We start from the raw sequence: 25,697 nt of genomic DNA on the forward strand, positions 1-25,697 counted from the left end.
CTATTTTCGGGTTTTCAGACGACCTGTCGCTTTATCAAATCACTGCAATTATTGCCTGATGGGAATCAGCAGTGAACCAGCGTGCCTTCGTCTTCGCCGGTAATGACGCGCTTGAGCGAGCCTTGTTTGGCGATGCCGAAGACGACGATGTTGAGTTTGCGTTCGCGGCAGAGGGCAAAGGCGGTTGCGTCCATGACTTTGAGGTTTTTGTTCAGGGCTTCGTCAAAGGTGATGGTTTCGTAGCGCGTGGCGGACGGGTCTTTTTTCGGGTCTGCGGTATAAACGCCGTCCACATTGGTGGCTTTGAGCATGACGTCGCAGTTCATTTCGGCTCCGCGCAGGGCGGCGGCGGTGTCGGTGGTGAAGAACGGGTTGCCGGTACCTGCGGCGAAAATCACGACTTTGCCTTCTTCCAAATATTGAATGGCTTTCGGGCGGGCGTAGGTTTCGGCGATTTGCTGCATGGAAAGTGCGGATTGTACGCGCGCTTTGATGCCGAGGGTTTCGAAGGCATCTTTGAGGGCAAGGGCGTTCATGACGGTCGCCATCATGCCCATGTAGTCGGCTGTGGCGCGGTCCATACTGCCTGCTTGGGCGGATACGCCGCGGAAGATGTTGCCGCCGCCGACAACGATGCCGACTTGTACGCCCATTTTGACGATTTCGGCGATTTCACCGACGGTTTGGACGATGGTGTCGTGATTGATGCCGAAAGGGTCGGAACCCATCAGGGATTCGCCGGAGAGTTTCAGTAATACGCGTTTGTATTTGATTTGCTGTGTCATGGGATACCTTGCTTTCTTTGGGTGGATAGCGCTAGTTATGCAGGGCAAACTGACCATTTGATAACGGCGGTATTTTGCTCCGTAAAACGGCATATTCTGCGTTAAAAATACTTGCAAGATGTCCAATCTTGCTGCGCTTTTTGCCTTGAATCTGCCGTTTTCCGTACCAAAAACCGACTCGTTCCAAATGATCAGTTCACCCTGCGGCGCTGCTTCAATTCGGGGGAAGGGCGTTTGATTTTCAGACGACCTTTCGGGATGTTTGGCTGACAGGGTAACGCGTTTTCCGTGGGTGTATATGGGTTTGGATAAATTATTATGTGTTGATTATGATGAAATATTTTCTGTTCGACAGTATTTTAAACAGTGTAACTCTCAAAAAAAAGCACCCTGATTCGTTTGGAATCCAGGTGCTTTCTTTTTCATCTCTGCCTTACACTTTAGCAGCAGCGGCAACTTCGGCTGCGTAGTCGACAACGGCTTTTTCGATACCGTCGCCTACTTTGTAACGTACGAAGCTGATGATTTCAGTGCCGTTTTCTTTAGCGAATTGGGCAACGGTTTGGTCAGGGTTCATCACGAATGCTTGGCCGTTCAGGGTGATTTCGGCCAAGAATTTGCGGATACGGCCTTCAACCATTTTAGCGGCGATGTCGGCAGGTTTGCCGGAAGCGATGGCTTGCTCGGTGTAGATGTGGCGTTCTTTTTCGATGGTTTCGGCATCTACTTCGGCTTCGGTTACGCATTGCGGTTTGGCGGCAACGATGTGCATACCGATTTTACGCGCTACGTCTTCAGAGCCTTTGAACTCAACCAATACGCCTTCGGTAGCCAATGCGCCGTGGATGTAGGCAACCAGTTGGTTGGCGGTGTCGATCACTTGGAAGCGGCGGACAGACATGTTCTCGCCCAATTTGGCGATGATGGCTTTACGTTCTGCTTCAACCAGTTCGCTCAGTTCTTCAACAGAAGCAGGTTTTTTCTCGGCAGCGGTTTTCGCAACGAAGTTGGCGAATTCTACGAAGCCTGCGTCTTTGGCAACGAAGTCGGTTTCGCAGTTTACTTCAACCAATGCGCCGACATTGCCGTTGATGGCGTAAGCCAATACGCCTTCGGCAGCGGTACGACCGGCCAGTTTACCGGCTTTCGCGCCGGATTTGATGCGCAGGATTTCTTCGGCTTTTTCGAAGTTGCCTTCGGCTTCAACCAAGGCTTTTTTGCATTCCATCATGCCCAGGCCGGTAGCGGCGCGCAGGTCGGCAACCATTTTTGCAGTAATTTCTGCCATTTTGAATCTCCTAGATTTTGGGGAAACACGGGATATCCGTGTTTGGGAATGGGGTCGTCTGAAAAGGTTTCAGAACGGGATTTGAGAAAAGGGGCATAACGCCCCTCTTCAGTTTGCCGGATTACTCGGCAGCAGCTTCTTGGGCAGCGGCTACGGTTTCTTGCAGCGCTTGGTTTTTGCCTTCCAAAACTGCGTCGGCGATGCCGCGGCAGTACAGGCGGATGGCTTTGGCGGAGTCGTCGTTACCGGGGATAACGTATTTCACGCCATCAGGGCTGTTGTTGGTATCGACTACGGCGATAACGGGGATGCCCAGTTTTTCAGCCTCGACCAGAGTACCTTTTTGGTAGCCGGTGTCGATAACGAAAATCGCGTCAGGCAGGCCTTTCATGTTTTTGATACCGCCCAAAGAACGTTCCAGTTTTTCAACGTCGCGTTGCATTTCCAGAATTTCTTTTTTGTTGAAACCGCCTTCGGCAGCGTTTTCCAAAGCGGCAGTTTTTTCTTCCAGGCGTTTGATGGATTGCTTAACGGTTTTGTAGTTGGTCAGCATGCCGCCCAGCCAACGGTGATCGACAAAAGGCATACCGGCGCGGGTAGCTTCTTCGCGGATGATTTCACGCGCTTGACGTTTGGTGCCGACAAACAGCACGGTGCCTTTGTTGGCAACCAGACGGCGTACGGCTTCTTGCGCTTCTTGGAACATCGGCAGGGTTTTTTCCAGGTTGACGATGTGGATTTTATTGCGCGCACCGAAAATGTATTGTGCCATTTTCGGATTCCAGAAACGGGTTTGGTGGCCGAAGTGAACGCCGGCTTCAATCATCTGACGCATAGTAATTTGAGACATTTTATTTCCTTGAAAGGGTTAAGAGCACACATTCAATCGCATAGAACTTGATAGGCTGCGCCTATTGTCAAGCACCCTTCGGCGAAAGTGGGCATAAGTTTTAAAAAATAGTGTGTTTCCGAAATGGAAAACTGACGGATTATAGCGGATAAGGGGTCGTCTGAAAAGGAATTTTATGCACTGCCATCCTGTTTGCCGCCTTCTTGTCCGGCTGCGCGGCGGCTTTGTTCGAATGCTTCCTTTTCCTGCTGCTTCATCAGGCGGTTGCGGCGGCGGATGGTGACGGTGAAAACGGTAAACGCGACGGGCAGGACTGCCCAAAAAACCAAATAAATCAAAGCGCGCGCAATGCTGGGCTGGGCAGCGGAATACATGACGGCGACGAAGAGGTAACCGATAAGGACGATATGCCACATGGCGGAATCCTGTTTTGATGTTAACGGAGCGTTTATAATCGCCGTATTCTACAACAATGCTCAAAAGGTCGTCTGGAATGAGGAATGAGGAAAAACACGCCCTGCGCCGAGAATTGCGCCGCGCCCGCGCGCAGATGGGGCATCAAGGGCGGCTGGCGGCGGGGCAAACGGTTAACCGCCTGCTCAAACGTTATATCAAGAAGGGGCGGAAGATCGGCGTGTATTGGCCGATGGGCAGCGAGCTGCGGCTGGACGGCTTTGTGCGTGTGGCGCAAAAACGCGGCGCCAAACTCTATCTGCCTTATATCGAACCGCGTTCGCGGCGGATGTGGTTCACGCCCTATCCTGCCGACGGGACGAAACAAGAACGCAAACGCGGCAGGGCGAAGCTCCATGTACCGCAGTTTGCGGGACGCAAAATCCGCGTACATGGTTTATCGATATTGCTTGTCCCGATTGTCGGCATGGACCGCGAAGGCTACCGCTTAGGGCAGGCTGGCGGCTATTACGACGCGACGCTCGCAGCGATGAAATACCGTTTACAGGCAAAAACCATAGGCGTAGGCTTCGCTTGCCAACTGGTTGACACGCTGCCGCGCGAACCGCACGACCTGCCGCTGGACGGGTTTGTATCGGAGTCGGGCGTGCTGGTGTTCAAACATCATTAATCAATAGCTTTCAGACGACCTCAAAGATGTCGCCCGTTAAGACACTATACAAAGGTCGTCTGAAAACTCAAATCTTCAAATACAAAGGAAACCCCATGGCTGATTTTTCATCTGTTCCCGTTTTGTCCTTCGACCGCGTCCGTCTCGAGCCTTTGACGGCGGCACACGAAGCCGGTTTGCGCGAAGCAGTTTGCGACGGCGAAGTCTGGAAGCTGAACGTAACCACCGCGCCCGAACCCGACCAAGTGGCGGACTACATCCGCACCGCCACGCAAACCCGCCTCGCCTTTGCCGTCATCGACGAAGACACGGGCAAAATCGTCGGATCGACTTCGCTTTACCACATCGATCCCGCCATCCCCCGCCTCTACATCGGTTTCACATGGTACGCCCTGTCGGCACGGCGCACACGCATCAATACCGCCTGCAAAATCATGTTGCTCGACTACGTTTTCGACACTTTAAACTGCCGCTGCGTCTGCTGGCAGACCGACAACCTCAACACCGCCTCCCAACGCGCCATCGAACGCCTGGGCGCACACCAAGACGGCATCTTGCGCTGCCACAAGCTGCGGAAAGACGGCAGCGTGCGCGATACGGTGGAATACAGCCTGCTGCGCGAAGAATGGCCGCAGGCAAGGGCAAAACTGCTCGAAAAAGTGGCAGCTTATGACGCATCCTGAAAAAACGTTTTCTTCTTCATTTTTTCATCAAAACAAGTCCATCTTGCTGACAATCTGAAGTCTTTAAAAAATTAATGAAATAAGGTGTGACACCGCCAATACCCTGATAAATAAAGGTCATCTGAATGTTTCAGACGACCTTTTTAAACCGCGTTTATGTAAATCCAAACAGAAAATCTTTGCAATTCTCAGAAAAATCCACTAAATTCTCAATAACATATTATGAACGGTTTAACATCGGTTCAAAACGTAAAACCCGCGCGCAATCTTCCACGCCAAAAACACCGCGCCAGCAGGTTTTACCGCCGAAACAGGCGTTCGTAATACAACGGATAATCATAAAGGCAGGATATGCCTGTTTCTAGGAGTACAACCATGGCTGAAGCAACAGATGTTGTCTTGGTGGGTGGAGGCATTATGAGCGCGACTTTGGGCGTTTTGCTCAAAGAACTCGAACCGTCTTGGGAAATCACCCTTATCGAACGCTTGGAAGACGTAGCGCTGGAATCGTCAAACGCTTGGAACAACGCCGGCACAGGGCATTCCGCGTTATGCGAACTCAATTACGCCCCGCTCGGCGCAGACGGCACCATCGACCCGACCCGCGCCCTCAATATTGCCGAACAATTCCACATCAGCCGCCAGTTCTGGTCATCGCTTGTCGAAGAAGGCAAAATCACCGACAACTCCTTCATCCATACCGTCCCGCATATGTCGCTGGTCATGAACACCGACCATTGCGACTACCTGCAAAAACGTTTCGACGCATTCAAATCCCAAAAACTCTTCGAACGGATGGAATTCTCCACCGACCGCGCCAAAATCGCCGAATGGGCGCCGCTGGTCATCAACGGCCGTAAAGAAGGACAACCCGTCGCCGCCAACTACTCCGCCGAAGGCACAGACGTCGATTTCGGCAGCCTGACCCGCCAAATGGTGCAATACCTGCGCGAAAAAGGCGTCAAAACCGAGTTCAACCGCCACGTCGACGACATCAAACGCGAATCCGACGGCGCATGGGTGCTCAAAACCAGCGACACCCGCAACCCCGACGGACAACTCACTCTCCGCACCCGCTTCCTCTTCCTCGGCGCAGGCGGCGGCGCACTGACCCTGCTGCAAAAATCCGGCATCCCCGAAGGCAAAGGTTACGGCGGCTTCCCCGTTTCCGGACTGTTCTTCCGCAACAGCAACCCCGAAACTGCCGCGCAACACAACGCCAAAGTGTACGGACAAGCCTCCGTCGGCGCGCCGCCCATGTCCGTCCCGCACCTCGACACCCGCAATGTGGACGGCAAACGCCACCTCATGTTCGGCCCTTACGCAGGTTTCCGCTCCAACTTCCTCAAACAAGGCTCGCTCATGGATTTGCCCCTGTCCATCCACTTGGACAACCTCTACCCCATGCTGCGCGCCGGCTGGGCAAATATGCCCCTGACCAAATACCTCTTGGGCGAATTGCGCAAAACCAAAGAAGAACGCTTCGCCTCCCTGCTGGAATACTACCCCGAAGCAAACCCTGACGACTGGGAACTCATCACCGCAGGACAACGCGTTCAAATCATCAAAAAAGACTCCGAAAAAGGCGGCGTCCTCCAATTCGGCACCGAAATCGTCGCCCACGCCGACGGCTCGCTCGCCGCACTCTTGGGCGCATCCCCCGGCGCATCAACCGCCGTACCCTTGATGATCAAACTCATCCACCAATGCTTCCCAAGCCGCATTTCCTCATGGGAAGGTCGTCTGAAAGAACTTGTTCCCGGCTTCGGCATCAAGCTCAACGACAACCCGCAGCTTGCCGAAGAAATCATCAGCCACAACGCCAAAGTATTGGGTATTCATCATCAATGATGGGAAAGTAAGGATGAAACAGCGTATCCTTGAGATACGCTGTTTTCATGTGTGGATAGAATGGAAATGCCCATCGTTGGCAGTGCCAGCATAAAACCAATAAAGTCAGCTATACATGGCAAACCTGAACAAAAAGGCTCAGCCGTCATTCCCATCTACGCGGGAATGAAGGTACCGATGTTTTGATTGTTGCCGGATCAAGCTTAAATTGGCACAGTGGACAAACCCGAATTCACATATATAAATATAAAGAATATAAAAGGTCGTCTGAAACCCCATTTCAGGATTTTCAGACGACCTCTTTCATCATCAAGAATGGCACAAAGCTATCTGCCTGAGACCTTTGCAAAAAAGCCTTTCCCCAAACAACCGAAACCCCAACACAGATTTTCGGCTGTTTTCGTTTCAAATATTCACCGATTTTACCCAAATACCCCCTTAATCCTCCCCGGATACCCCATAATCAGGCATCCGGGCCGCCTTTTAGGCGGCAACAGGCACACTTAGCCTGTTAGCCGCTTTCAACAGGTTCAAACACATCGCCTTCAGATGGCTTTGCGCACTCACTTTGAGCAGACCAAAATAGGCGGCCCGGGCGTAGCGGAATTTACGGTGCAGCGTACCGAAGCTCTGTTCGACCACATAACGGGTCTTCGACAAATATCGGTTACGTTTGGTTTGCGCTTCCGTCAGCGGACGGTTGCGGTGGGCTTTGCGCATAATGCCGTCTAACAACTGATGCTCTTTCAGATGTTGCCGGTTTTCCTTACTGTCGTAGCCTTTGTCGGCATAGACGGTCGTACCTTCGGCAATGCCTTCCAACAAAGGGGACAGATGGTTGCACTCATGGACATTGGCGGGGGTGATGTGCAGTTTCTCGATATAGCCTTCCTCATCGGTACGGGTATGTTGTTTGTAACCGAGTTTGTAGAGGCCGTTTTTCTTTGTCCAACGGGCATCTTTGTCCTTACTCGGTGTGGTTTGGCCGCTGACTTGTCCTTCCTCGTCGACTTCTATGGCCTGACGCTGTTTGCTGCCGGCAGTCTGAATAATGGTGGCGTCAATGACGGCGGCGGATGCCTTCTCTACTTTTAGGTTTTTTTCGGCCAGTTGTCGGTTAATCAGTTCCAGCAATTCGGACAGGGTGTCGTCTTGCGCCAGCCAGTTGCGGTAACGGCATAAGGTGCTGTAATCGGGGATGCTCAGTTCGTCAAAACGGCAAAACAGGTTGAAATCGATGCGGGTGATGAGGCTGTGTTCGAGTTCGGGATCGGAGAGGCTGTGCCATTGTCCGAGCAGGACGGCTTTGAACATGGACAACAGGGGATAGGCGGGACGGCCACGGTAATCTCTAAGGTAACGGGTTCTTTGACGGTTCAGGTATTGTTCGATCGGTTGCCAATCAATCACCTGATCCAACTTCAATAATGGGAAGCGGTCGATGTGTTTGGCGATCATGGCTTGTGCGGTTTGTTGGAAGAAGGTGCTCATGGGAAATCCCCTAAATGTCTTGGTGGGAATTTAGGGGATTTTGGGGAATTTTGCAAAGGTCTCTGCCTTTTAAAACGTAAACCCGGTTTCCAATTCATCATCGCCGACCAGTTCGACCAACAGCGCATACAACGGAGCAAGCTCGGTGTAGCGGCGGGAGGTGCGGCGCAGGTAGTTGAGGAAGCGCGGGATTTCGGGGCGGTATTTGTCTTTGCCGTCGCGGTAGTACAGGCGGGCGAAGATGCCGGCGACTTTCAGATGGCGTTGTACGCCCATCCATTCAAACCAGCGGTAAAACTCGTCAAACGCGGCGGGTACGGGCAATCCGGCGGCGCGGGCTTTTTCCCAGTAACGGATGACCAAGTCCAAGACGAATTCTTCTTCCCATTCGATGAAGGCGTCGCGCAGGAGGGAAACCAAGTCGTAGGAAATCGGGCCGTAGAGTGCATCTTGGAAGTCGAGTACGCCGGGTCGGCCGGTGGTGAGCATGAGGTTGCGGACGATGAAGTCGCGGTGGACGTACACCTGCGGCTGGGCAAGCAGCGGCGGCAGCAGGGTGTCTATGGTTTGCTGCCAAAGCTGGCGTTGTTTGAAGTTGAGTTCGCGTCCGAGCTCTTTGGCGACGAACCATTCGGGGAAAAGGTTGATTTCGCGCAGCATGATGTCGCGGTCGTAATCGGGCAATTCGCCCGCGCGGCTGGCTTTTTGCAGCTCGACCAGTTCGTCTATGGCTTCAAGCAGCAGGACTTTGTGTGCCTCCGCGCCTTGTTCTTGCTGCATGGCGGTCAGGAAAGTGGTGTTGCCCAAGTCGTTGAGCACCATAAATCCCTGCGCTTCGTCCACATGCAATACTTGGGGAACGTTAAGCATATTGAAAAGTTTTTGCACTTTTAGGTAAGGAGCGACGCTCATTTTATCGGGCGGCGCATCCATACAGATGACGGTCTTGCCGTCGGCAAAAGCAGCGCGGAAGTAGCGTCGGAAGTCGGCATCGGCGGCGGCGAAGCTCAATTCGAAGTTTTGTTCGGGATAGACGGCACGAAGCCAATTTTGTAATTCGGTTTGTCGTTGCATAGCGGTGTCGCGGATTTTCAGGTTAAAATAACCGCTATTCTAACTGGCAAACCGATTTAAGGGGCGATTTTGGCTCGTTTATTTTCACTCAAACCATTGGTTTTGGCGTTAAGCGTCGGCTTCGGCGCGGGAGGGGCATATGCGCAAAATGCATCTTTGCCGCAACCTGCCGATTACGAGCCGGTAAGGGCCACCCCGCCTGCGGTTCAGAGCGGGGAAAACCGTCGTCCTGCCGATCAGGATAAATTGTCCTTGGGCGATACCTGCCTGTTTTGCCAGCATCAGGCTTCGGAAGCAAACAAGCAGCCTGAAATCAAACGCAGCGGCGAAGAACCCCTGCCGCAGGACTACACCCGCGTGATTGCGGACAAGGTTGCCGGACAGTCTAAAGTCGCCGTCCGCGCCGAAGGCGATGTCATCATCGAGCGCAATCAGGAAGTGTTGAACGCCGATTGGGCGGATTACGACCAAACCAGCGATACCGTCAGGGCGGGCGACCGCTTTACGCTGTATCAAGACGGCTCGACCGTCAGCGGCGATACTTTGGTTTACAACCTGAAAGACAATACCGGCTCGAGCGAATACGTCCGCGTCGATGCCGAAAAAGACGGCCGCCGCCTCCAGAGCGTCAGCGAAAAGGCGGAAATGAAAGGCAAAGGGCTGTACAAGCTCATCAATACCAAATTCAATACCTGTTCGCCCGGCGATGCGAGTTGGTTCATCAAAGCGAAAAGCATCGAAACCGATCAGGAAACGGGCATAGGCGTGGCAAAAGACGCGTCGCTGGTGTTCGGCGGCGTTCCTGTACTTTATACGCCTTGGGCGGATTTCCCGCTCAACGGCCATCGCAAGAGCGGTCTGTTGGTGCCGACCTTGTCAACCGGTTCGGACGGTTTGGAACTCGCCCTTCCCTATTATTTCAACCTCGCCCCCAACTTGGACGCCACCTTCCGCCCCGGTATCATCAGCTCGCGCGGCGTGCAGCTTGGCGGACAGGTCCGCTATCTCGAGCCGAAATTTAACGGCGTCATTGACGGCGATTGGATGCCGCACGATAAAAAACGCCATGAAAACAACCGCTATCAAATCAAGTTTGACCACAACCACCAACTGACCGACAAACTCAGCGGCGGCATCAACTTCAATCAGGTTTCAGACGACAATTACTACCGCGATTTCTACGGACGCGAGGACATTGCCAGCAACGTCAACCTCAACCGCCAACTGTGGCTGAACTACGGCGACAATATCTGGGGCGGTTCTTTTGACGGCGCGCTGAACGTACAGAAATACCAAACCCTTGCCAACCAAAACGGTTACAAAGACGAACCCTACGCCATCATGCCGCGCCTGACCGGACGTTGGCAGAAAACCATAGGCAAGGCGAATATCAACGTATTCAGCCAGTTCACCCGTTTCGTCCACGACAGCAAACAAGACGGCAGCCGTACCGTGCTGTATCCCAGCGTCCGTTGGGATTTCAACAACCAATGGGGCTATATCCGTCCGAAAATCGGCGTACACGCGACTTATTACGACTTAGGCTCGTTCGGCAACCAATCCGGTCGCCGCGTCAGCCGCGTATTGCCGATATTCAACGTCGATACCGGCATGACCTTCGAGCGCAACGCCAATTTGTTCGGCAACGCCTATCTGCAAACCCTCGAACCGCGCCTGTTCTACAACTACATCCCGACCAAGTCTCAAAACGACTTACCCAATTTCGACACCTCGGAAAACAGCTTCTCTTACAACCAGCTTTTCCGTGAAAATTTATACGTCGGCAATGACCGCATCAACTCCGCCAACAGCCTGACTGCCGCCGCGCAAACCCGTTTTCTCAATCCGAACAACGGTGCCGAGCTATTCCGCGCCGGTATCGGACAGAAGTTTTATTTAAAAAACGACAACGTATTGCTGGACGGCAGCGTCGGCCGCTATAAACGCAGCCAATCCGACTGGGTCGGCTTCGCGCACGGCAAACTGAGTGACAGCTTTCATGTAGGTTTCGATCTGCACTACAACCAAAATCAAAGCCGTGCCGAAAGCTATGCCGCGACCGTCCGCTACAATCCCGAGCCGGGCAAAGTGTTGAGCGCGCGTTACAAATACGGGCGCAACGAACGCATTTACCTGCAATCCGACGGCAACTATTTCTACGATAAAATCCGCCAAGTCGATTTGGCGGCACAATGGCCTATCCGTAAAAACCTTTACGCCGTTGCACGTTACAACTACGAAATTCAAGCCAAGAAACCTCTTGAAATGCTGGTAGGAGCTGAATATAAAAGCAACTGCGGCTGCTGGAGCGCAAGCCTTGTCGGACAACGCTACGTGACCGGCGAAAACAGCCGCAAAAATGCCGTTTTCTTCAATCTCCAACTCAAAGACCTGAGCAATCTCGGCAACAACCCATTTGAAAAACTGCGCTTGGCCATTCCCGGCTACAGCAAAACCAACGAGGTAGTTACCCCATGAACGTCAAACCCCTGATTCTTGCCGCCGCACTTGGTCTGGCATTGAACGCACACGCCGCGCCCAAAGCTGCATCCAAAGGCAAACCGGTCAAAACGCAGAAAGCGGCAAAACAGGCAGCGGCAGCCACGCCTGCCGATTCGGGCGCCGTACGCCTTTCCGACGGCATCGCCGCCATTGCCGACAACGAAGTCATTACCCAGCGCCAGCTGGCACATGCCATTGCCGAAGCGCGCCAACACCTTCCTAAAGGCACGCAAATCAGCGAAGACGAACTCCGCCAGCAGGTCCTGGCGCAACTGGTCAACCAATCCCTGATTGTTCAAGCGGGCAAACGCCGCAACATTCAAGCGACCGATGCCGAAATCGATGCCGTCATCGCCCAAACGCCGTCCCTGAAAAATCCGTCCGCACAGACCCGTCGCGAAATCGCCGACACCATCATTATGGAAAAAGTGCGCCAGCAGGCCGTGATGCAAAACAGCCGCGTCAGCGATGCAGAAGTCAACAGTTTCATCGAGCGCGCGCGCCAACAAGGTGTCGCCCTGCCCGAAGGCGAACCGATGCGCCAATACAGCGCGCAGCACATCCTGATTAAGGCCGACAACGAAAACGTTGCGGCCGGCGCTGAAAGCACCATCCGCAAAATCTATGCACAAGCCCGCAGCGGTGCGGACTTCGCCGGTTTGGCGCGCCAATATTCGCAAGACGGCAGCGCGAACAGCGGCGGTGATTTGGGTTGGTTCGCCGACGGCATGATGGTTGCGCCGTTTGAAGAAGCCGTCCACAAACTCAAACCCGGCCAAGTCAGCCCACCCGTACGCACACAATTCGGCTGGCACATCATTAAGCTGAACGATGTCCGTGACGCCGGCACGCCCGAAGAGCGTCAACACAACACCATACGTCAATATCTGTCGCGCCAAAAAGCCGAACAGGCGGAAATCAACCTGCTGCGCGAACTGCACGAAGGTGCGCACATCGACATACGCTAAGGCGGATGCAGACGTCGTCTGAAAGTTTTTCAGACGACGTTTTGTTTTGCAGCAAGCGGCATCCATCCGAAATCAAGCCGACCCTAATAATATAGCGAGGGAAAGAAAAAACCGTTTTCGTCGTTACCGTCGCATCCAATAAAATATGAATGATGGTTGCCGATTAAAAAGGTCGTCTGAAAAACAAAATGTTTTTCAGACGACCTTTTACGGAACGGCATACGGACGGATTACCAATCCGCTCCGCCTGCCCACAGTATGCCGATGGCGGCGACGGATGCCAGGTCGACAGCCACAATCGCCTCTAAAAATAATACTGACACAGACATAATAACCTCCGAATGTTGAATGAAATTATTATCGGAACCATCCGCCTGCCCTGACGGGAAACGATACGGATGCCGTTTGGTTTGTACGGTCAGAATAACACCCTCTCGCGGTATCCTTATTCGGTTTACCTGATTTTCCAGAGAGAAAAAAGCAGTAATTATCAAAAATTAATGCCAAAGACTATCAGTTCATCCTTCTTGATTGCGAACGCGGCTTGTTTGTCGGATATTTGATTCAAACCTGATTTTTTTCACTGATTTATGCCTGATTTTTTTCTTTTTTTCCGCCGTTTTGTACAAACTGCCATTGTGGTATTTTTGCCTCTTTCTGTTTATATTGCCGTCCATCTGGCAAATGGCGAGAGTTTTGCATTCGAACGTCCGTTGATGTTTGTCATTCACGAACAGACGGGACAATGGTTTTTTCCAATTGCGCTATTGCTTCATTATTTGGGTAAAACCGCCGTCGCCGTACCGCTGGTCTGTTTGGCGGCGGTATGCCTGTGGCGGTTTGGCAAACTGAGGGCAGCGGTATTCGTTCCTTTGGCGGCATTGTTGCCGACTTTGAATATGCTTTGGATAAAGGCATGGATACAGCGTCCGCGCCCGTTGCTTTGGCCTCGTGCCGTCGAAGAGGCCAATTTTTCGTTTCCAAGCGGGCATAGTACGTTTTCCGCCGCAATCGCAGTGATGCTGATTCTATTGTGTTATCGGACTGCATACCACCATACCGCTTTTGTCGTCGGCATCTTGTTTGCCTTGTTGACGGGATTTTCACGGGTTTATTTGGGCGTACATTATCCGACGGATATTTGGGCGGGATGGACGAATGGGATGCTGACGGCGATATTGGTTTATTATGTTGTTTTCAAAAAGGATTTCGAATAATGGAAACCTTATGCCCGAATACGCCTCTATGGCTGCGCAACGGTCATGCGGACACGATATTTGCCAAATTCATTCAACGCCCCGCACCTGCCTACCGCCGCGAGCTGCTGCCGGACAGTACGGGACGCACTTTGGTTGCCTGTGATTTTGCCGATGCCGCCGATCCCGATGCGCCTTTAGTAGTTTTGTTTCACGGATTGGAGGGCAGCAGCCGCAGCCATTACGCCGTTGAGTTGATGCGAGCGGTCATTGAAAAAGGCTGGAACGGCGTGGTGGTGCATTTCCGCAGTTGCGGCGGCGTAGAGAATACCGCGCCTGTGTTTTATCATTTGGGCGATACGCGGGAAATCGGCTTTATGCTGGAAATGCTTTCGGAACGCTACCGCAGGATTTATGTGGCGGGCGTGTCTTTGGGCGGCAATGCGCTGGCAAAATATTTGGGCGAATACGGCAGTCTGGGCATAGCTGCTGTCCCTTACGCCGCTGCCGCCGTCTCTGCGCCGGTGGATGCGGCAGCGGCAGGCACTCGCTTTGATAAGGGAATGTCAAAACTGCTCTATACCCGCTATTTTTTAAAATCTTTATTGCCCAAAGCCGCCGCAACAGGTTTTCAGACGACCTCATTGAAAGAATGCAAAACGCTGGGGGATTTTGACGACAGGTTTACCGCGCCGCTGCACGGTTTCGCCGACCGGCATGATTATTACCGCCGCGCTTCGTGCAAGCCTTGGCTGAAAACCGTGCGTACGCCGCTTTTGCTGCTCAACGCCGTCAACGACCCGTTTCTGCCGCCGAAAGCCTTGCCGACGGTAGAAGAGGTTTCATCCGCCGTTACACTGCTGCAACCCCAATACGGCGGACACGCTGCGTTCGTCAGCCGCGACAAAGGTCGTCTGAACCTGCAATGGCTGCCGCAAACCCTGCTGGCGTATTTTGAGGCATTCGAGTAAACGGAAGGTTTTTCAGCCGGAAGTTTCGTTATAAAATGCCCCGAACCTGATTTAGGATTTATTTAGAAACAAAGGAAAATTATGCAAGAAACCAACGGATACCCCGATAAACGTCCGGACGGCCCGGAAGGCCGCTGGGAACGGGACGTGTTGCGCGACGTACTGCTTGCCGCCTATAAAGAGCAGCGGCGCGCCCGTTTTTGGCGCAACTTCTGGCGGATTATCGGCGTCCTGCTGATTGCCGCATTATGGTTCGGTTCGGACGACGGCACGGCCGGACAAGGGCTGGCCACAGGTAAAGAGCATACGGCAGTCATCACATTGGAAGGCGAAATAGGCGGCGGCATGGACGATCAGGTCAAAATGCTGCGCGACAGCATGGAGGCGGCCTACAACAATCCGAATGCAAAAGGCATCGTCATCCGCGCCAACAGCCCGGGCGGTTCGCCCGTTATCTCCAATACTGCTTTTAACGAGATACGTCGTCTGAAAGGCGAACATAAAGACATCCCCGTCTATGTCGTCGCCGAAGATATGTGCGCCTCCGGCTGCTACTACATCGCTGCCGCCGCGGACAAAATCTACGCCGACCCCTCCAGCATCGTCGGCAGTATCGGCGTGATCGGCGGCGGTTTCGATGTAACCGGCCTGATGGACAAGCTGGGTATCAAACGTCGTCTGAAAACCGCAGGCAGCAACAAAGGCATGGGTGATCCGTTTACCCCTGAAACGCCTGAGCAGGCGAAAATCTGGGAAAGTATGCTGTCAGACACCCATCAAGAATTCATCAAGGCCGTCAAACTCGGACGCGGTGAAAAATTGAAAGACAAAGAATACCCCGACGTATTCAGCGGCCGCGTCTATACCGGCCTTGAAGCCAAAAAAGTCGGACTGATTGACGACTTCGGCAGCGTGTACAGCATCGCCCGCGATGTAATCAAAGCCCCCGAACTGGTCAGCTACACGCCCGAAGATGATTTCAGAAAACTCCTGAGCCGCCGCTTTGGCGCGCAAGTCAAAGCTGAAGTGGAAAAAACATTGTCGAAAATGTGGTAAGTCAATACAAACAAAACGTCGTCTGAAAAGTTTTCAGACGACGTTTTGTTTTGGGGGATATTGATTCTGCGGAAAATGAAGAGAGGAATATCGTAATAGCGGTAAGTGGGTATTTATATCCATTTAGAACCGAATGATTTCCTTCATTCGTAGCGTAGGCTTTGCCTACGGAAAAGCTGCCCGAATATCGCGTAGCAGATCAATTTCAAACCGATAACATACTGCATCGTCGTAGTCAAAGAACCATTCCCGAGGTAGCTATGCATCAAGTGTATCGGTTGCAAACTATCCGTTATATAGTGGATTAAATTTAAATAAGGACAAGGCGACGAAGCCGCAGACAGTACAGACAGTACGGAACCGATTCACTTGGTGCTTCAGCACCTTAGAGAATCGTTCTCTTTGAGCTAAGGCGAGGCAACGCCGTACTGGTTTAAAGTTAATCCACTATATCTGCGGCTTTCTTTTAAACAGGTTGAAGAAAGGTCGTCTGAAAGCCGACGATATCAGCTTTCAGACGACCTTTTACTGTTTTCAAACCCGAATCAGTCAAACAGTTCGCCGACTTTGTCCCAGAACGATTTTTTGCGCGGTGTTTGGCTGCGGTCGAGGCCGGTGGAGATTTTTTCGAACTCTTCCAGCAACTCTTTCTGGCGGTCGGTCAGGTTGACCGGCGTTTCCACCACAACGTGGCAGTACAAATCGCCCGTCGCGCTGGAACGCAGGGATTTGATGCCTTTGCCTTTGACGCGCATACGGCGGCCGGTTTGCGTTTCTTTCGGAATGTTCAGTTTGACTTTGCCGTCCAAGGTCGGAACTTCGACTTCGCCGCCCAAGGCTGCGACGGCGAAACTGATGGGCAGCTCGCAATGTAAATCCAAGCCGTTGCGCTCGAAGATTTTGTGTTCTTTGACGCGGACGTTGACGTACAAATCGCCTGCGGGCGCGCCGTGCGTACCCGGTTCGCCTTCGCCGCTCAAGCGGATGCGTTGACCGTCGTCGATGCCGGCGGGAATGTTGACCTCAACGGTTTTGCTGGTTTTGGTGCGGCCTTCGCCACGACATTTGACACACGGGTCTTTGATTTCCTTGCCTGTACCGTGGCAGGTCGGACAAGTCTGCTGCATTTGGAAAATAGCTTGGCGGACGTGTACCGTGCCGGAACCGTGACAGGTCGAACAAGTTGATGCGGACGTACCGGGTTTTGCACCGCTGCCGTGGCAGACATCGCATTCTTCGTAAGTCGGGATGTTGATGCGTTTTTTGATGCCTTTGGCGGCATCTTCCAACGTGATTTCCACGCCGACCTGCAAATCCGCGCCTTGATAGTTTTGCTGACGGCCGCTGCCCCCGCCTCCGCCGAACATTTGGCTGAAGATGTCGGAAAAGTCGAAGCCCTGCGCGCCGCCGAACCCGCCAAAACCGCCGAATCCGCCCGCGCCGCCGCCCATGCCCTGCTCAAACGCGGCATGGCCGTATTGGTCGTACATGGCGCGTTTTTCTTTGTCGGACAAGGTGTCGTAGGCTTTTTGAACTTCTTTAAATTTTTCTTCCGCTTCTTTGTCGCCGGGATTGCGGTCGGGATGGTATTTCATCGCCAGCTTGCGGTAGGCTTTTTTGATTTCGTCGTCGCTCGCACCGCGCGCCACGCCGAGTGTTGCATAAAAATCTTGGTTGCTCATGATAGTGATGGTTGCTGATATGTGTAAAAACTAGACCGGATATATGGGTGGGGTGGGGAAAACTCAAGTGTCTGAATGTGAGGTCGTCTGAAAAATACCGTTCTGTTTTCAGACGACCTTTGTCAAACCGACCTAACGACAACCTGCTATAATCCCTCTTTTATTTTTCTCAGGGCGGACGGGCGATTCGAAACGGGCTGGATTTTGGCACAGAAATGCCGGATTCAAGGCAAAAAACGCAGCGAGATTGGACATCTTGCGAGTATTTTTAACGCAGAAGGCGGCAATTTATGGAACAAAATACCGCCGTTATCGAATCGTCAGCCCGCCCTCACATTTTCAAGCGAAAAACAGAATGACCATGCAAGAACATTACCAGCCCGCCGCCATCGAGCCTGCGGCGCAGAAAAAATGGGATGACGCCCGTATTTTCAACGTCTCCGAAGACGCTTCCAAACCCAAATACTACTGCCTCTCCATGTTCCCTTACCCCAGCGGCAAGCTGCACATGGGGCATGTGCGCAACTACACCATCGGCGACGTATTGAGCCGCTTCAAACGCTTAAACGGCTTCAACGTCATGCAGCCTATGGGTTGGGACGCGTTCGGCATGCCGGCGGAAAATGCGGCGATGAAAAACAACGTCGCCCCCGCCGCTTGGACCTACGACAACATCGAATACATGAAAACCCAGCTCAAAAGCCTGGGTTTTGCGATTGACTGGGAGCGCGAAGTCGCCACCTGCAAACCCGAATACTACCGCTGGGAACAATGGCTGTTTACCAAGCTGTTTGAAAAAGGCATCGTCTATCGCAAAAACGGCACGGTAAACTGGGACCCTGTCGACCAAACCGTCCTTGCCAACGAGCAAGTCATCGACGGACGCGGCTGGCGTTCGGGCGCGTTGATCGAAAAACGCGAAATCCCGATGTATTACTTCAAAATCACGGATTACGCCGAAGAGCTGCTCAACGATTTGGACAAGCTGGAACACTGGCCGGAACAAGTCAAAACCATGCAGCGCAACTGGATTGGCAAATCTCGCGGTATGACCGTGCGCTTCGCCGTTTCAGACGACAGCAAACAAGGTTTGGAAGGCGATTACGCGAAATTCCTGCAAGTTTATACCACCCGTCCCGACACGTTGATGGGCGCGACTTATGTCGCCGTTGCCGCCGAGCATCCGCTGGCAACCGCCGCAGCCGCCGACAAACCCGAATTGCAGGCATTTATCGCCGAATGCAAAGCCGGTTCGGTTGCCGAAGCCGATATGGCGACGATGGAGAAAAAAGGCGTGCCGACCGACCGCTACGTCGTCAACCCGCTCAACGGCGACAAGCTGGAAGTGTGGATTGCCAACTATGTATTGTGGGGCTACGGCGACGGCGCAGTGATGGCGGTTCCGGCACACGACGAACGCGATTTCGAGTTCGCCACCAAATACAGCCTGCCGAAAAAACAGGTCATTGCCGTCGGCGACAACGCATTTGACGCAAACCAATGGCAAGAATGGTACGGCGACAAAGAAAACGGCGTATTGGTCAACAGCGGCGACTTGGACGGCATGAATTTTCAGACGGCATTCGACGCCATTGCCGCCAAACTGCAAAGCCAAGACGCAGGCGAACCGAAAACCCAATACCGCTTGCGCGACTGGGGTATTTCGCGCCAACGCTACTGGGGCTGCCCGATTCCCATCGTCCATTGCGAAAAATGCGGCGACGTACCCGTCCCTGCCGACCAACTGCCCGTCGTCCTGCCCGAAAACGTCGTACCCGACGGCATGGGTTCGCCACTGGCAAAAATGCCCGAATTTTACGAAACCACCTGCCCATCATGCGGCGGCGCGGCGAAACGCGAAACCGACACCATGGACACCTTCATGGAATCGAGCTGGTATTTCTTCCGTTACATGTCGCCCAAGTTCGCAGAAGGCATGGTATCGACTGAAGCCGCGAAATACTGGGGCGCGGTCGACCAATACATCGGCGGTATCGAACACGCGATTCTGCACCTCTTGTACGCGCGCTTCTTCACCAAACTGATGCGCGACGAAGGTTTGGTCAGCGTGGACGAACCGTTCGAACGCCTGCTGACTCAAGGCATGGTCGTCTGCGAAACCTACTACCGCGAAAATGCCAACGGCAGCAAAGACTGGATCAACCCTGCCGATGTCGAATTGACTTTCGACGACAAAGGCCGCCCCGTTTCCGCCGTCCTCAAAGCCGACGGCCTGCCCGTCGTCATCAGCGGTACGGAAAAAATGTCCAAGTCCAAAAACAACGGCGTCGATCCGCAAGAACTGATTAACGCCTACGGCGCGGACACCGCCCGCCTGTTCATGATGTTTGCCGCACCGCCCGAACAGTCCCTCGAATGGAGCGACAGCGGCGTTGAAGGCGCGCACCGCTTCCTGCGCCGTCTGTGGCGTACCGTTTACGAATACCTGAAGCAAGGCGGCGCAGTCAAAGCATTTGCAGGCAACCAAGACGGTTTGTCTAAAGAACTCAAAGACCTGCGCCACAAACTGCACGCCACCACCGCCAAAGTCAGCGACGACTACGGCCGCCGCCAGCAGTTCAACACCGCCATCGCCGCCGTGATGGAACTGCTCAACCAATACGACAAAACCGACACCGGCGACGAACAAGGCCGCTCCGTCGCCCAAGAAGTATTGGAAACCGCCGTACGCCTGTTGTGGCCGATTGTGCCGCACATCTGCGAAACCCTGTGGAGCGAATTGAACGGCGCGAAACTGTGGGAAGCAGGCTGGCCGACAGTCGACGAAGCCGCCTTGGTCAAATCCGAAATCGAAGTGATGGTTCAAGTCAACGGCAAACTGCGCGGCAAAATCACCGTCGCCGCCGACGCCTCCAAAGCCGACCTCGAAGCCGCCGCCCTTGCCAACGAAGGCGCAGTGAAATTCATGGAAGGCAAGCCTGCGAAGAAAATCATCGTCGTACCAGGCAGACTGGTGAACATCGTGGTGTAAAGCCAGATTCGGCATTGATTGCTGTAATTAAAAAAGGTCGTCTGAAAACTTGGAAACAGGGTTTTCAGACGACCTTTTTGTATTTTCAGTGGAAGATTTTGGGAGACAGGATACTCGCTGAGATGATGGTAAAAGATTACATTCCGTCATTCCCGCGCAGGCGGGAATACATTGGAAACGCTAGGCGACGGTGGGTTTTAAAAATAACTCACCGTAATGTGGGCTTTGCCCGCGGATTGCTTTTGAAAAAACTGGGATTACTGACGCACAAGGTCGTCTGAAAACCTGCATACCGTTTTCAGACGACTTTTTATGGGTTTTCACCGTTTTCCGTCTTTCTGCCATTGTGATAAAGTAGCCCGACCTTTTGTTCAAAATATGCGGATTCCGCCACACAGCCTATGGAAACATCCTGTCTTAACAGCCAACAGCTCGTCAACATGGTTCAACAGGGCGAAGGGGGCGACTATTTGGACGGTAGCTACCGTTTTGAAACCTTGTGCAGCGGCATTTCCCTGCACGGTGGCAGCCTGACCGCGCGCAAAACGTTTCAAAGCACGCGCCTGTCGGAGCCTTACATCGCGTTTGTCCTGCTGCTCGAAGGCAGTTTGGATTTCGGCATCAATCGCGAACGTTACCGTATTGAGGCTGAAGGTGGACATGTCCTATTGATTGCGTGCGACGAGGAAATCTTGTTCAGCCGTTATTTGTACGAAGGCGGGCATACGGCGAAACTGACGCTCAAGGGGATAGACCGCTGGCTGGCTCGCCCGCAATATGCGGGTTTGCTGCAGGCGGTTTATCGGGAAAAAGTCAGACATTGGCCGCTGGACAGTAGTTTGCGCCGCCTTGCTTTAAGCAGCTTGAAGGGGGCGGAGCACGGCGGATTGGCGGATGACTTACAGCGTGAAGCGGACGTGTTGCAACTTTTGGCTGGACTATGGACGGATTTTCTCAACCGCTATCCCTATACCGAAACCGCCGCCGAACCGCCTCATCCTTCAGAAAGTTTCATCCGTCTGCTCAACCAGGCATTCGATGCGGGAGCGCACCAAGTATCTGAGCTTGCCGACGCGCTGCATATCAGCGAGCGAACGCTGCAACGCCGCCTGAAAGAATCGTTTGGTACGACGGCGAGCGAGTGGCTGCGGCACAAGCATATGCAATATGCGCTGTATGCTTTGGGTACGGACAGCGTCAGCATAGGCGAAATAGCCTACCGTTGCGGCTACGCCCATGTTTCAAGCTTTACCAAGGCATTTCGCGAATATTTCGGCTGTACGCCGGCAGAGTTGAGAAAACGAGGCGAGTAATAGGGTAAATAGTGAGGGGTCGTCTGAAAACCATGTTTCAGACGACCTTTGTTCATATGAACCTATTAGATGCTTGACGGCGTTCGGAGCGGAAAGATTTGAGGTACTTCAAATCGTAGCGTGGGCTATGCCCACGAAATATAGTGGATTAAATTTAAATCAGTACGGCGTTGCCTCGCCTTGCCGTACTATCTGTACGGTCTGCGGCTTCGTCGCCTTGTCCTGATTTAAATTTAATCCACTATAAAAGCGCAGACGCCTATTCTGGAAAACGCTTTTTTCAAAACATCCGAAGGATGTGTAGCAAGCGTAGATTAGGGCGGAAATCCAACCTCTATCAAGGTCGTCTGAAAGTTTTCAGACGACCTCTTTGCCAATAGCAGTCGTCCTGTTCAATTGTTCATATGGCTTTGATACACTGCCATCACAAACCTGCCGACCACATTCTCTAGGTAAAGAATTGATTGTTCGATAACGGAGCAAAGGCTAAAAGCACAAAAAAACTATGAAAATGCCAAAAAAAACGTCGGAAAAATGCAGAAACCAGCCCCAGATGATTTAAATAACTTGTCTATTTAAAGGACTAAAATGACCAATCAAGTTAAATATGATCGCAATAAAGACCGTCAGGGATTGTTTGATAAGGATTTTTTTGAGCAATCTTATGAAAATAACCTTATGTTGCTTAATGTCACGTTTCAGTGTGAAAAAGACTATCCTACCGAACCGCCTACAAATGTGGTTGACCAGTTATATCCTTTATTACTTACCGAATACACCGTAGGATTTCCGATAGAAGAAATCAAGAAGCGTATGAATCAAATAGTTTATTACTGTAAGCAATGCCTGGATATACACAGGCAATACGGGCAAAAGGAAGACATCATGTTTATTTGGGGGCCGGAGGAGTGGGCGGGAGAAGAGCAACCCAACATTATCGGACTTTGCCTATTGTTCGAACGAATGGATTGGCTGGAAACCATTAAAGACAGCCTCAATCCCTATAACGATGACGAAATGTATTACGATCCATCATTCAGGGCTTTGATAAATATGGCACTACCCACGAAATTTGATCCCAGCGCCAAATTTGCCAAAGGCGGACACAACTTCCGCAAACCCCTGCTGCAAGCAATCATGGCGGAAAGCAAGGAAGAATCCCTGAAATATCTCAACGCTTACCTCTCCGGCTGGTACGAAGGCAACCGAAAAATCGGTAATCTCCTGATTGACACACATTTGAACCAAGATCCCGAATATGGGGGCTATATCGGCTACTGGAGCTTTGAATCCGCCGCAGTCGCCTATTTAAAAGACTTGGACGACACCTCCCTGCGGCAGTATCTGTACTATCCTAAAGATATGGTGGATTGGGCACGGGAGCAGAAGCTTAAGCACGAGTAGGAGTAATACGGCAAGGGTGGATTGATATGAAGAAAATCGTTTTATTATTCTTTATTTATAGTAGTTTCGCTATGGCAGAACAAAATATTTTTCCTGTTCATGAAGTGCAAAATTTGTTGGGTTATGGGCAGCTAGAGTTTTTAAAGCCAAATAAAAAAAATATTTTTATGCGCTATACGATGAAAAATAAAGGAATAAAAACATATTCCTTACAAGATGGCTGTTATCAAAAAGATAAAGTAGATAATTGTGTATCTGAAATGGTTTATCTGGAATCTTCACCTGATGGCAAGTATTCGATATTTATGCATATAGAAGGAGGCATGGTAGAGGATTTGGAAGAAAATTCTTCGCATTACCATGAAACTAATAATATTTTGATTTTAAATCATAAAAGCGGGTGTTTGGTTATGGCGCCTTCTAAATACTACGTTAATTGGAAAGGAAAACATACCTTAAGTGATGGGGATGGAGATAGAGATATTGATTTAAATAAATATTTTAGAGGAATACCTATATTTTATAGAAATAATAAATTGGATGCGGAAAATTATTATGGCGTGGATAATGTAAATAGTTGCCGTAAATTTCAATTGTAAAAATTACCTTCTTATTAGTGCTATCCAGCAAGCGTAGATTGAATTGAAAGTCTGTTATTGAGGTCGTCTGAAAAATTGAGGATTTTTATTTTCAGACGGCCCTTCGTCAAGTGGATACAGATTCAAGAGATAAACCAATCCGTAGCGTAGGCTTCGCCCACGACCTTCTGCCCAAACATCCGAATCAAATTATTTATGTTCATTCGTGGGCAAAGCCCACGCTACAGGCGGCTGGCTCTCCCGTCTGGCGGGAAGGGGCTCTACAGTTTGCACGAATTTGATTTTACCTAGAACCATAAAGCCACCCATCCTAACCTTCCTCCGTCGGACGGGGGAAGGAACAAGTTGCCGTTGCAGCAAATCGTAGTGTGGGCTTCGCCCACGACCTTCCGCCCGAATATCCGAATCAAATTATTTATGTTCATTCGTGGGCAAAGCCCACGCTACGGCTGCTAAAAATATAGTGGATTAACTTTAAACCAGTACGGCGTTGCCTCGCCTTGCCGTACTATCTGTACTGTCTGCGGCTTCGTCGCCTTGTCCTGATTTAAATTTAATCCACTATAAGTGGGGCACAATATAAAAAACAGAGGTCGTCTGAAAACTGAACTGGCCCCCAAATCTTGGACACTCATAAAAGCCTATTCAGGCGCTCTGTGCAAGCTGGGTTCTGTATGCGACAGGACTCAGCTTTTTCAATTTCAAACTGCAACGCTCCCGGTTGTAGTAATCCATATAGTCATCTATCTGTTTCATCAATTCATCCACCGTCAATTCTCCTGCGTTATAGAAACACTCCGTCTTCAACACCGCAAAGAAGCTTTCCATCGGCGCATTGTCCCAGCAGTTCGCCTTACGCGACATGCTTTGAACCATGGAATGTTTTGCAATCAATTTCCTATATTCCGCCGTACGGTACAGCACACCTTGGTCGGAATGCAGCATTGTTCCCTTATCAGTCAGACGGGGTGCGGCTTTTTCGAGCATTTCCTTCACCATTTCGCTGTCGGCTCTGCGGCTCATGGCGTAGGCGACGATCTCGCGGTTGAACAAGTCCAAGATTGGCGAGAGGTACAATTTGCCGTCTTTTCCTTTGAGTTCGGTAACGTCGGTCAGCCATTTTTCGTTGGGCTTTCGGGCTTTGAACCGGCGTTTGAGGAGGTTTTCCGATATTTCGCCCATAGCGGGATGGCGGTAGGCTTTTTTCGCCCGTATGAGGGCTTTCAGTTCCAACTGCTTCATCAACCGCGCCGCTTTTTTGCGGTTCCAACCCAATGCTGCGGCAATGCGCCTTTGTCCGTAGCGTCCTTTATGCCGCCGGTAGGTTTCGACAAGGAGGGCTTTGTCGGCTGCGTCGGGGTCGGGTCGGTCTTGGTGATGGTAGTAAAAGCTGCTTTTGGGCAGGTTTGCGATGTGCAGCAGGTATTTGAGCGGGTGTTGCGCCCTCAGTGTTTGGACGGTTTGGCTTTGTCCTTTGCGGTCTGCTTTTGGCTGAGGGCTTTTAACTCCTTTAGGTAGGCGACCTCTGCGCGCATATAGCACAGTTCTTCAATAAGCTCTGCCTGTGTTTTTTCTTGGTCGGGTTTATCTGCGATGAAGGGGTTTTTGCGGTGTTGGGGCATGGTTTTGGATTGGGGATGTTCGAGTGCGCCGATACCGCCTTCTTGATAGGCGCGTATCCATCGCCGCAGGTGGGTTCTGGAAATGCCGTAGTGGTCTGCGGTACGCTGTTGGCTGCGTATATGCAGATAGTGGAGTACGGCTTGGTATTTGAAGTGTAATGTATATTTGCTCATAAAAAAACTGCACCTTGTGAGTTGGAGGGGATGTCCAACTTTTGGGGTGCAGTTCAAACCCGAAATGCGGTTTTCAGACGACCTTTTTCTTACGCCTTATTGTATTTTGCGA

26 protein-coding genes and 6 pseudogenes are annotated in these 25,697 nt (G+C 51.8%); 17 read left to right on the plus strand and 15 right to left on the minus strand.

Translation table 11 applies throughout. The annotated features are described in order from the left end of the window. Positions 1 to 65 precede the first annotated feature (65 nt). From NM96_12460 to NM96_12480, 5 genes and pseudogenes are all read right to left on the minus strand, one after another. Positions 66 to 785, minus strand: a complete 720-nt coding sequence (locus tag NM96_12460) for a UMP kinase (GenBank protein ID AVR80013.1) — start codon at positions 783 to 785, stop codon at positions 66 to 68. A 433-nt stretch (positions 786 to 1,218) separates the two neighbouring features. Next, complete coding sequence (locus NM96_12465) at positions 1,219 to 2,073, minus strand: elongation factor Ts (protein ID AVR80014.1); 855 nt, start codon at positions 2,071 to 2,073, stop codon at positions 1,219 to 1,221. Further along, positions 2,013 to 2,170 (minus strand): annotated as a pseudogene (locus NM96_12470) (elongation factor Ts). Before NM96_12470 ends, NM96_12465 begins: the two are co-directional and overlap by 61 nt. A 24-nt stretch (positions 2,171 to 2,194) precedes the next feature. Then, positions 2,195 to 2,923: a 30S ribosomal protein S2 gene (gene rpsB, locus NM96_12475; GenBank protein AVR80015.1), complete on the minus strand. Its 729-nt coding sequence runs from the start codon at positions 2,921 to 2,923 to the stop codon at positions 2,195 to 2,197. 173 nt (positions 2,924 to 3,096) lie between these two features. Further along, positions 3,097 to 3,339 (minus strand): hypothetical protein, encoded by a 243-nt coding sequence (locus tag NM96_12480; protein ID AVR80016.1) that lies wholly within the window; start codon positions 3,337 to 3,339, stop codon positions 3,097 to 3,099. Positions 3,340 to 3,416: 77 nt separating this feature from the next. Between NM96_12480 and NM96_12485 the strand changes: the two genes are divergently transcribed. The 5 genes and pseudogenes from NM96_12485 to NM96_12505 all read left to right on the plus strand — a co-directional run bounded on the left by NM96_12485 (position 3,417) and on the right by NM96_12505 (position 7,056). Next, positions 3,417 to 4,007 (plus strand): 5-formyltetrahydrofolate cyclo-ligase, encoded by a 591-nt coding sequence (locus NM96_12485; GenBank protein ID AVR80017.1) that lies wholly within the window; start codon positions 3,417 to 3,419, stop codon positions 4,005 to 4,007. 95 nt (positions 4,008 to 4,102) lie between these two features. Further along, entirely contained in the window at positions 4,103 to 4,690 is a 588-nt protein-coding gene (locus NM96_12490; protein AVR80018.1) for an N-acetyltransferase, read from the plus strand. 179 nt (positions 4,691 to 4,869) lie between these two features. Continuing rightward, entirely contained in the window at positions 4,870 to 5,055 is a 186-nt protein-coding gene (locus tag NM96_12495; protein AVR80349.1) for a phage-shock protein, read from the plus strand. Between the two features lie 10 nt (positions 5,056 to 5,065). Beyond that, a complete protein-coding gene (locus tag NM96_12500) occupies positions 5,066 to 6,541 on the plus strand; it encodes a malate:quinone oxidoreductase (GenBank protein ID AVR80019.1) in 1,476 nt (491 codons plus the stop codon). Positions 6,542 to 6,871: 330 nt separating this feature from the next. Continuing rightward, a pseudogene (locus NM96_12505) lies at positions 6,872 to 7,056 on the plus strand (IS110 family transposase). Here the strand turns inward: NM96_12505 and NM96_12510 are convergent. Then, positions 7,025 to 8,032 (minus strand): IS5 family transposase, encoded by a 1,008-nt coding sequence (locus tag NM96_12510; GenBank protein AVR80020.1) that lies wholly within the window; start codon positions 8,030 to 8,032, stop codon positions 7,025 to 7,027. The pseudogene NM96_12505 and the gene NM96_12510 overlap by 32 nt on opposite strands. On the opposite strand from NM96_12510, the pseudogene NM96_12515 reads away from it, so the two are divergent. Beyond that, a pseudogene (locus NM96_12515) lies at positions 7,985 to 8,101 on the plus strand (NAD(P)H-flavin oxidoreductase). The gene NM96_12510 and the pseudogene NM96_12515 sit on opposite strands and share 48 nt — an antisense overlap. On the opposite strand, the gene NM96_12520 reads toward NM96_12515, so the two are convergent. Then, positions 8,102 to 9,106 carry an aminoglycoside phosphotransferase gene (locus NM96_12520; protein ID AVR80021.1) on the minus strand — a complete coding sequence of 335 codons (1,005 nt, stop codon included), beginning with the start codon at positions 9,104 to 9,106 and terminating at the stop codon, positions 8,102 to 8,104. Positions 9,107 to 9,202: 96 nt separating this feature from the next. On the opposite strand from NM96_12520, the gene NM96_12525 reads away from it, so the two are divergent. Then, positions 9,203 to 11,584 carry an LPS-assembly protein LptD gene (locus NM96_12525; GenBank protein AVR80022.1) on the plus strand — a complete coding sequence of 794 codons (2,382 nt, stop codon included), beginning with the start codon at positions 9,203 to 9,205 and terminating at the stop codon, positions 11,582 to 11,584. Continuing rightward, positions 11,581 to 12,576, plus strand: a complete 996-nt coding sequence (locus NM96_12530; protein ID AVR80023.1) for a peptidylprolyl isomerase — start codon at positions 11,581 to 11,583, stop codon at positions 12,574 to 12,576. Before NM96_12525 ends, NM96_12530 begins: the two co-directional genes overlap by 4 nt. A gap of 230 nt (positions 12,577 to 12,806) precedes the next feature. Here the strand turns inward: NM96_12530 and NM96_12535 are convergent, their stop codons facing one another. Continuing rightward, a complete protein-coding gene (locus NM96_12535) occupies positions 12,807 to 13,046 on the minus strand; it encodes a hypothetical protein (GenBank protein ID AVR80350.1) in 240 nt (79 codons plus the stop codon). Positions 13,047 to 13,166: 120 nt separating this feature from the next. Here NM96_12535 and NM96_12540 point away from each other — a divergent pair, with 120 nt between their 5' ends. The 3 genes from NM96_12540 (at position 13,167) to NM96_12550 (ending at position 15,799) form a co-directional block, all read left to right on the plus strand. Next, a complete protein-coding gene (locus NM96_12540; GenBank protein ID AVR80024.1) occupies positions 13,167 to 13,793 on the plus strand; it encodes a phosphatase PAP2 family protein in 627 nt (208 codons plus the stop codon). Continuing rightward, complete coding sequence (locus tag NM96_12545; protein AVR80025.1) at positions 13,793 to 14,743, plus strand: alpha/beta hydrolase; 951 nt, start codon at positions 13,793 to 13,795, stop codon at positions 14,741 to 14,743. Before NM96_12540 ends, NM96_12545 begins: the two co-directional genes overlap by 1 nt. 81 nt (positions 14,744 to 14,824) lie before the next feature. Next, positions 14,825 to 15,799, plus strand: a complete 975-nt coding sequence (locus NM96_12550; GenBank protein ID AVR80026.1) for a S49 family peptidase — start codon at positions 14,825 to 14,827, stop codon at positions 15,797 to 15,799. Between the two features lie 313 nt (positions 15,800 to 16,112). Here the strand turns inward: NM96_12550 and NM96_12555 are convergent. Beyond that, positions 16,113 to 16,220 (minus strand): annotated as a pseudogene (locus tag NM96_12555) (IS5/IS1182 family transposase). Positions 16,221 to 16,344: 124 nt separating this feature from the next. After that, positions 16,345 to 17,481: a molecular chaperone DnaJ gene (dnaJ, locus tag NM96_12560; GenBank protein AVR80027.1), complete on the minus strand. Its 1,137-nt coding sequence runs from the start codon at positions 17,479 to 17,481 to the stop codon at positions 16,345 to 16,347. A 361-nt stretch (positions 17,482 to 17,842) separates the two neighbouring features. Between dnaJ and NM96_12565 the strand changes: the two genes are divergently transcribed. From NM96_12565 to NM96_12575, 3 genes are all read left to right on the plus strand, one after another. Next, positions 17,843 to 20,473, plus strand: a complete 2,631-nt coding sequence (locus tag NM96_12565; GenBank protein ID AVR80351.1) for a leucine--tRNA ligase — start codon at positions 17,843 to 17,845, stop codon at positions 20,471 to 20,473. Between the two features lie 14 nt (positions 20,474 to 20,487). Beyond that, positions 20,488 to 20,754 (plus strand): hypothetical protein, encoded by a 267-nt coding sequence (locus NM96_12570; GenBank protein ID AVR80028.1) that lies wholly within the window; start codon positions 20,488 to 20,490, stop codon positions 20,752 to 20,754. A 120-nt stretch (positions 20,755 to 20,874) separates the two neighbouring features. Next, a complete protein-coding gene (locus tag NM96_12575; protein ID AVR80029.1) occupies positions 20,875 to 21,786 on the plus strand; it encodes an AraC family transcriptional regulator in 912 nt (303 codons plus the stop codon). Positions 21,787 to 21,945: 159 nt separating this feature from the next. Here NM96_12575 and NM96_12580 read toward each other — a convergent pair whose 3' ends face one another. After that, the gene (locus NM96_12580; GenBank protein AVR80352.1) at positions 21,946 to 22,101 is read right to left on the minus strand and encodes a transposase; all 156 of its coding nucleotides are present in this window, start codon (positions 22,099 to 22,101) and stop codon (positions 21,946 to 21,948) included. Between the two features lie 273 nt (positions 22,102 to 22,374). Between NM96_12580 and NM96_12585 the strand changes: the two genes are divergently transcribed. Next, positions 22,375 to 23,190 (plus strand): hypothetical protein, encoded by an 816-nt coding sequence (locus NM96_12585; GenBank protein ID AVR80030.1) that lies wholly within the window; start codon positions 22,375 to 22,377, stop codon positions 23,188 to 23,190. Between the two features lie 26 nt (positions 23,191 to 23,216). Further along, positions 23,217 to 23,789, plus strand: coding sequence for a hypothetical protein (locus tag NM96_12590; GenBank protein AVR80031.1), 573 nt, complete (start codon positions 23,217 to 23,219; stop codon positions 23,787 to 23,789). Positions 23,790 to 24,076: 287 nt separating this feature from the next. On the opposite strand, the gene NM96_12595 is transcribed toward NM96_12590, so the two are convergent. The 4 genes and pseudogenes from NM96_12595 to NM96_12610 form a co-directional block, all read right to left on the minus strand. Continuing rightward, positions 24,077 to 24,214: a superoxide dismutase gene (locus NM96_12595; GenBank protein AVR80032.1), complete on the minus strand. Its 138-nt coding sequence runs from the start codon at positions 24,212 to 24,214 to the stop codon at positions 24,077 to 24,079. 27 nt (positions 24,215 to 24,241) lie between these two features. Further along, on the minus strand, positions 24,242 to 24,424 hold the full coding sequence (locus tag NM96_12600; GenBank protein AVR80033.1) for a hypothetical protein: 183 nt from the start codon (positions 24,422 to 24,424) through the stop codon (positions 24,242 to 24,244). A 10-nt stretch (positions 24,425 to 24,434) separates the two neighbouring features. Then, the gene (locus tag NM96_12605) at positions 24,435 to 25,331 is read right to left on the minus strand and encodes an IS3 family transposase (GenBank protein AVR80034.1); all 897 of its coding nucleotides are present in this window, start codon (positions 25,329 to 25,331) and stop codon (positions 24,435 to 24,437) included. After that, positions 25,300 to 25,585, minus strand: a pseudogene (locus tag NM96_12610) (helix-turn-helix domain-containing protein). Before NM96_12610 ends, NM96_12605 begins: the two are co-directional and overlap by 32 nt. Between NM96_12610 and NM96_12615 the strand changes: the two are divergent. After that, positions 25,578 to 25,649, plus strand: a pseudogene (locus NM96_12615) (bifunctional heptose 7-phosphate kinase/heptose 1-phosphate adenyltransferase). The pseudogenes NM96_12610 and NM96_12615 sit on opposite strands and share 8 nt — an antisense overlap. The last annotated feature ends 48 nt before the right edge of the window (positions 25,650 to 25,697 follow it).

The sequence above is a fragment of the Neisseria mucosa genome, assembly GCA_003028315.1.
Classification (GTDB): domain Bacteria; phylum Pseudomonadota; class Gammaproteobacteria; order Burkholderiales; family Neisseriaceae; genus Neisseria; species Neisseria mucosa.

What these genes read in the sequence shown, in the direction of transcription:
- NM96_12530 (AVR80023.1), top strand. Translation starts at nt 11,581, where the DNA reads ATGAACGTCAAACCCCTGATTCTTGCCGCCGCACTTGGTCTGGCATTG.
- NM96_12480 (AVR80016.1), bottom strand. Translation starts at nt 3,339, where the DNA reads ATGTGGCATATCGTCCTTATCGGTTACCTCTTCGTCGCCGTCATGTAT.
- NM96_12500 (AVR80019.1), top strand. Translation starts at nt 5,066, where the DNA reads ATGGCTGAAGCAACAGATGTTGTCTTGGTGGGTGGAGGCATTATGAGC.
- NM96_12465 (AVR80014.1), bottom strand. Translation starts at nt 2,073, where the DNA reads ATGGCAGAAATTACTGCAAAAATGGTTGCCGACCTGCGCGCCGCTACC.
- NM96_12510 (AVR80020.1), bottom strand. Translation starts at nt 8,032, where the DNA reads ATGAGCACCTTCTTCCAACAAACCGCACAAGCCATGATCGCCAAACAC.
- NM96_12595 (AVR80032.1), bottom strand. Translation starts at nt 24,214, where the DNA reads ATGAACATAAATAATTTGATTCGGATATTCGGGCGGAAGGTCGTGGGC.
- NM96_12590 (AVR80031.1), top strand. Translation starts at nt 23,217, where the DNA reads ATGAAGAAAATCGTTTTATTATTCTTTATTTATAGTAGTTTCGCTATG.
- dnaJ (AVR80027.1), bottom strand. Translation starts at nt 17,481, where the DNA reads ATGAGCAACCAAGATTTTTATGCAACACTCGGCGTGGCGCGCGGTGCG.
- NM96_12540 (AVR80024.1), top strand. Translation starts at nt 13,167, where the DNA reads ATGCCTGATTTTTTTCTTTTTTTCCGCCGTTTTGTACAAACTGCCATT.
- NM96_12460 (AVR80013.1), bottom strand. Translation starts at nt 785, where the DNA reads ATGACACAGCAAATCAAATACAAACGCGTATTACTGAAACTCTCCGGC.
- NM96_12545 (AVR80025.1), top strand. Translation starts at nt 13,793, where the DNA reads ATGGAAACCTTATGCCCGAATACGCCTCTATGGCTGCGCAACGGTCAT.
- NM96_12565 (AVR80351.1), top strand. Translation starts at nt 17,843, where the DNA reads ATGCAAGAACATTACCAGCCCGCCGCCATCGAGCCTGCGGCGCAGAAA.
- NM96_12575 (AVR80029.1), top strand. Translation starts at nt 20,875, where the DNA reads ATGGAAACATCCTGTCTTAACAGCCAACAGCTCGTCAACATGGTTCAA.
- NM96_12520 (AVR80021.1), bottom strand. Translation starts at nt 9,106, where the DNA reads ATGCAACGACAAACCGAATTACAAAATTGGCTTCGTGCCGTCTATCCC.
- NM96_12485 (AVR80017.1), top strand. Translation starts at nt 3,417, where the DNA reads ATGAGGAATGAGGAAAAACACGCCCTGCGCCGAGAATTGCGCCGCGCC.
- NM96_12585 (AVR80030.1), top strand. Translation starts at nt 22,375, where the DNA reads ATGACCAATCAAGTTAAATATGATCGCAATAAAGACCGTCAGGGATTG.
- rpsB (AVR80015.1), bottom strand. Translation starts at nt 2,923, where the DNA reads ATGTCTCAAATTACTATGCGTCAGATGATTGAAGCCGGCGTTCACTTC.
- NM96_12600 (AVR80033.1), bottom strand. Translation starts at nt 24,424, where the DNA reads ATGAGTGTCCAAGATTTGGGGGCCAGTTCAGTTTTCAGACGACCTCTG.
- NM96_12490 (AVR80018.1), top strand. Translation starts at nt 4,103, where the DNA reads ATGGCTGATTTTTCATCTGTTCCCGTTTTGTCCTTCGACCGCGTCCGT.
- NM96_12550 (AVR80026.1), top strand. Translation starts at nt 14,825, where the DNA reads ATGCAAGAAACCAACGGATACCCCGATAAACGTCCGGACGGCCCGGAA.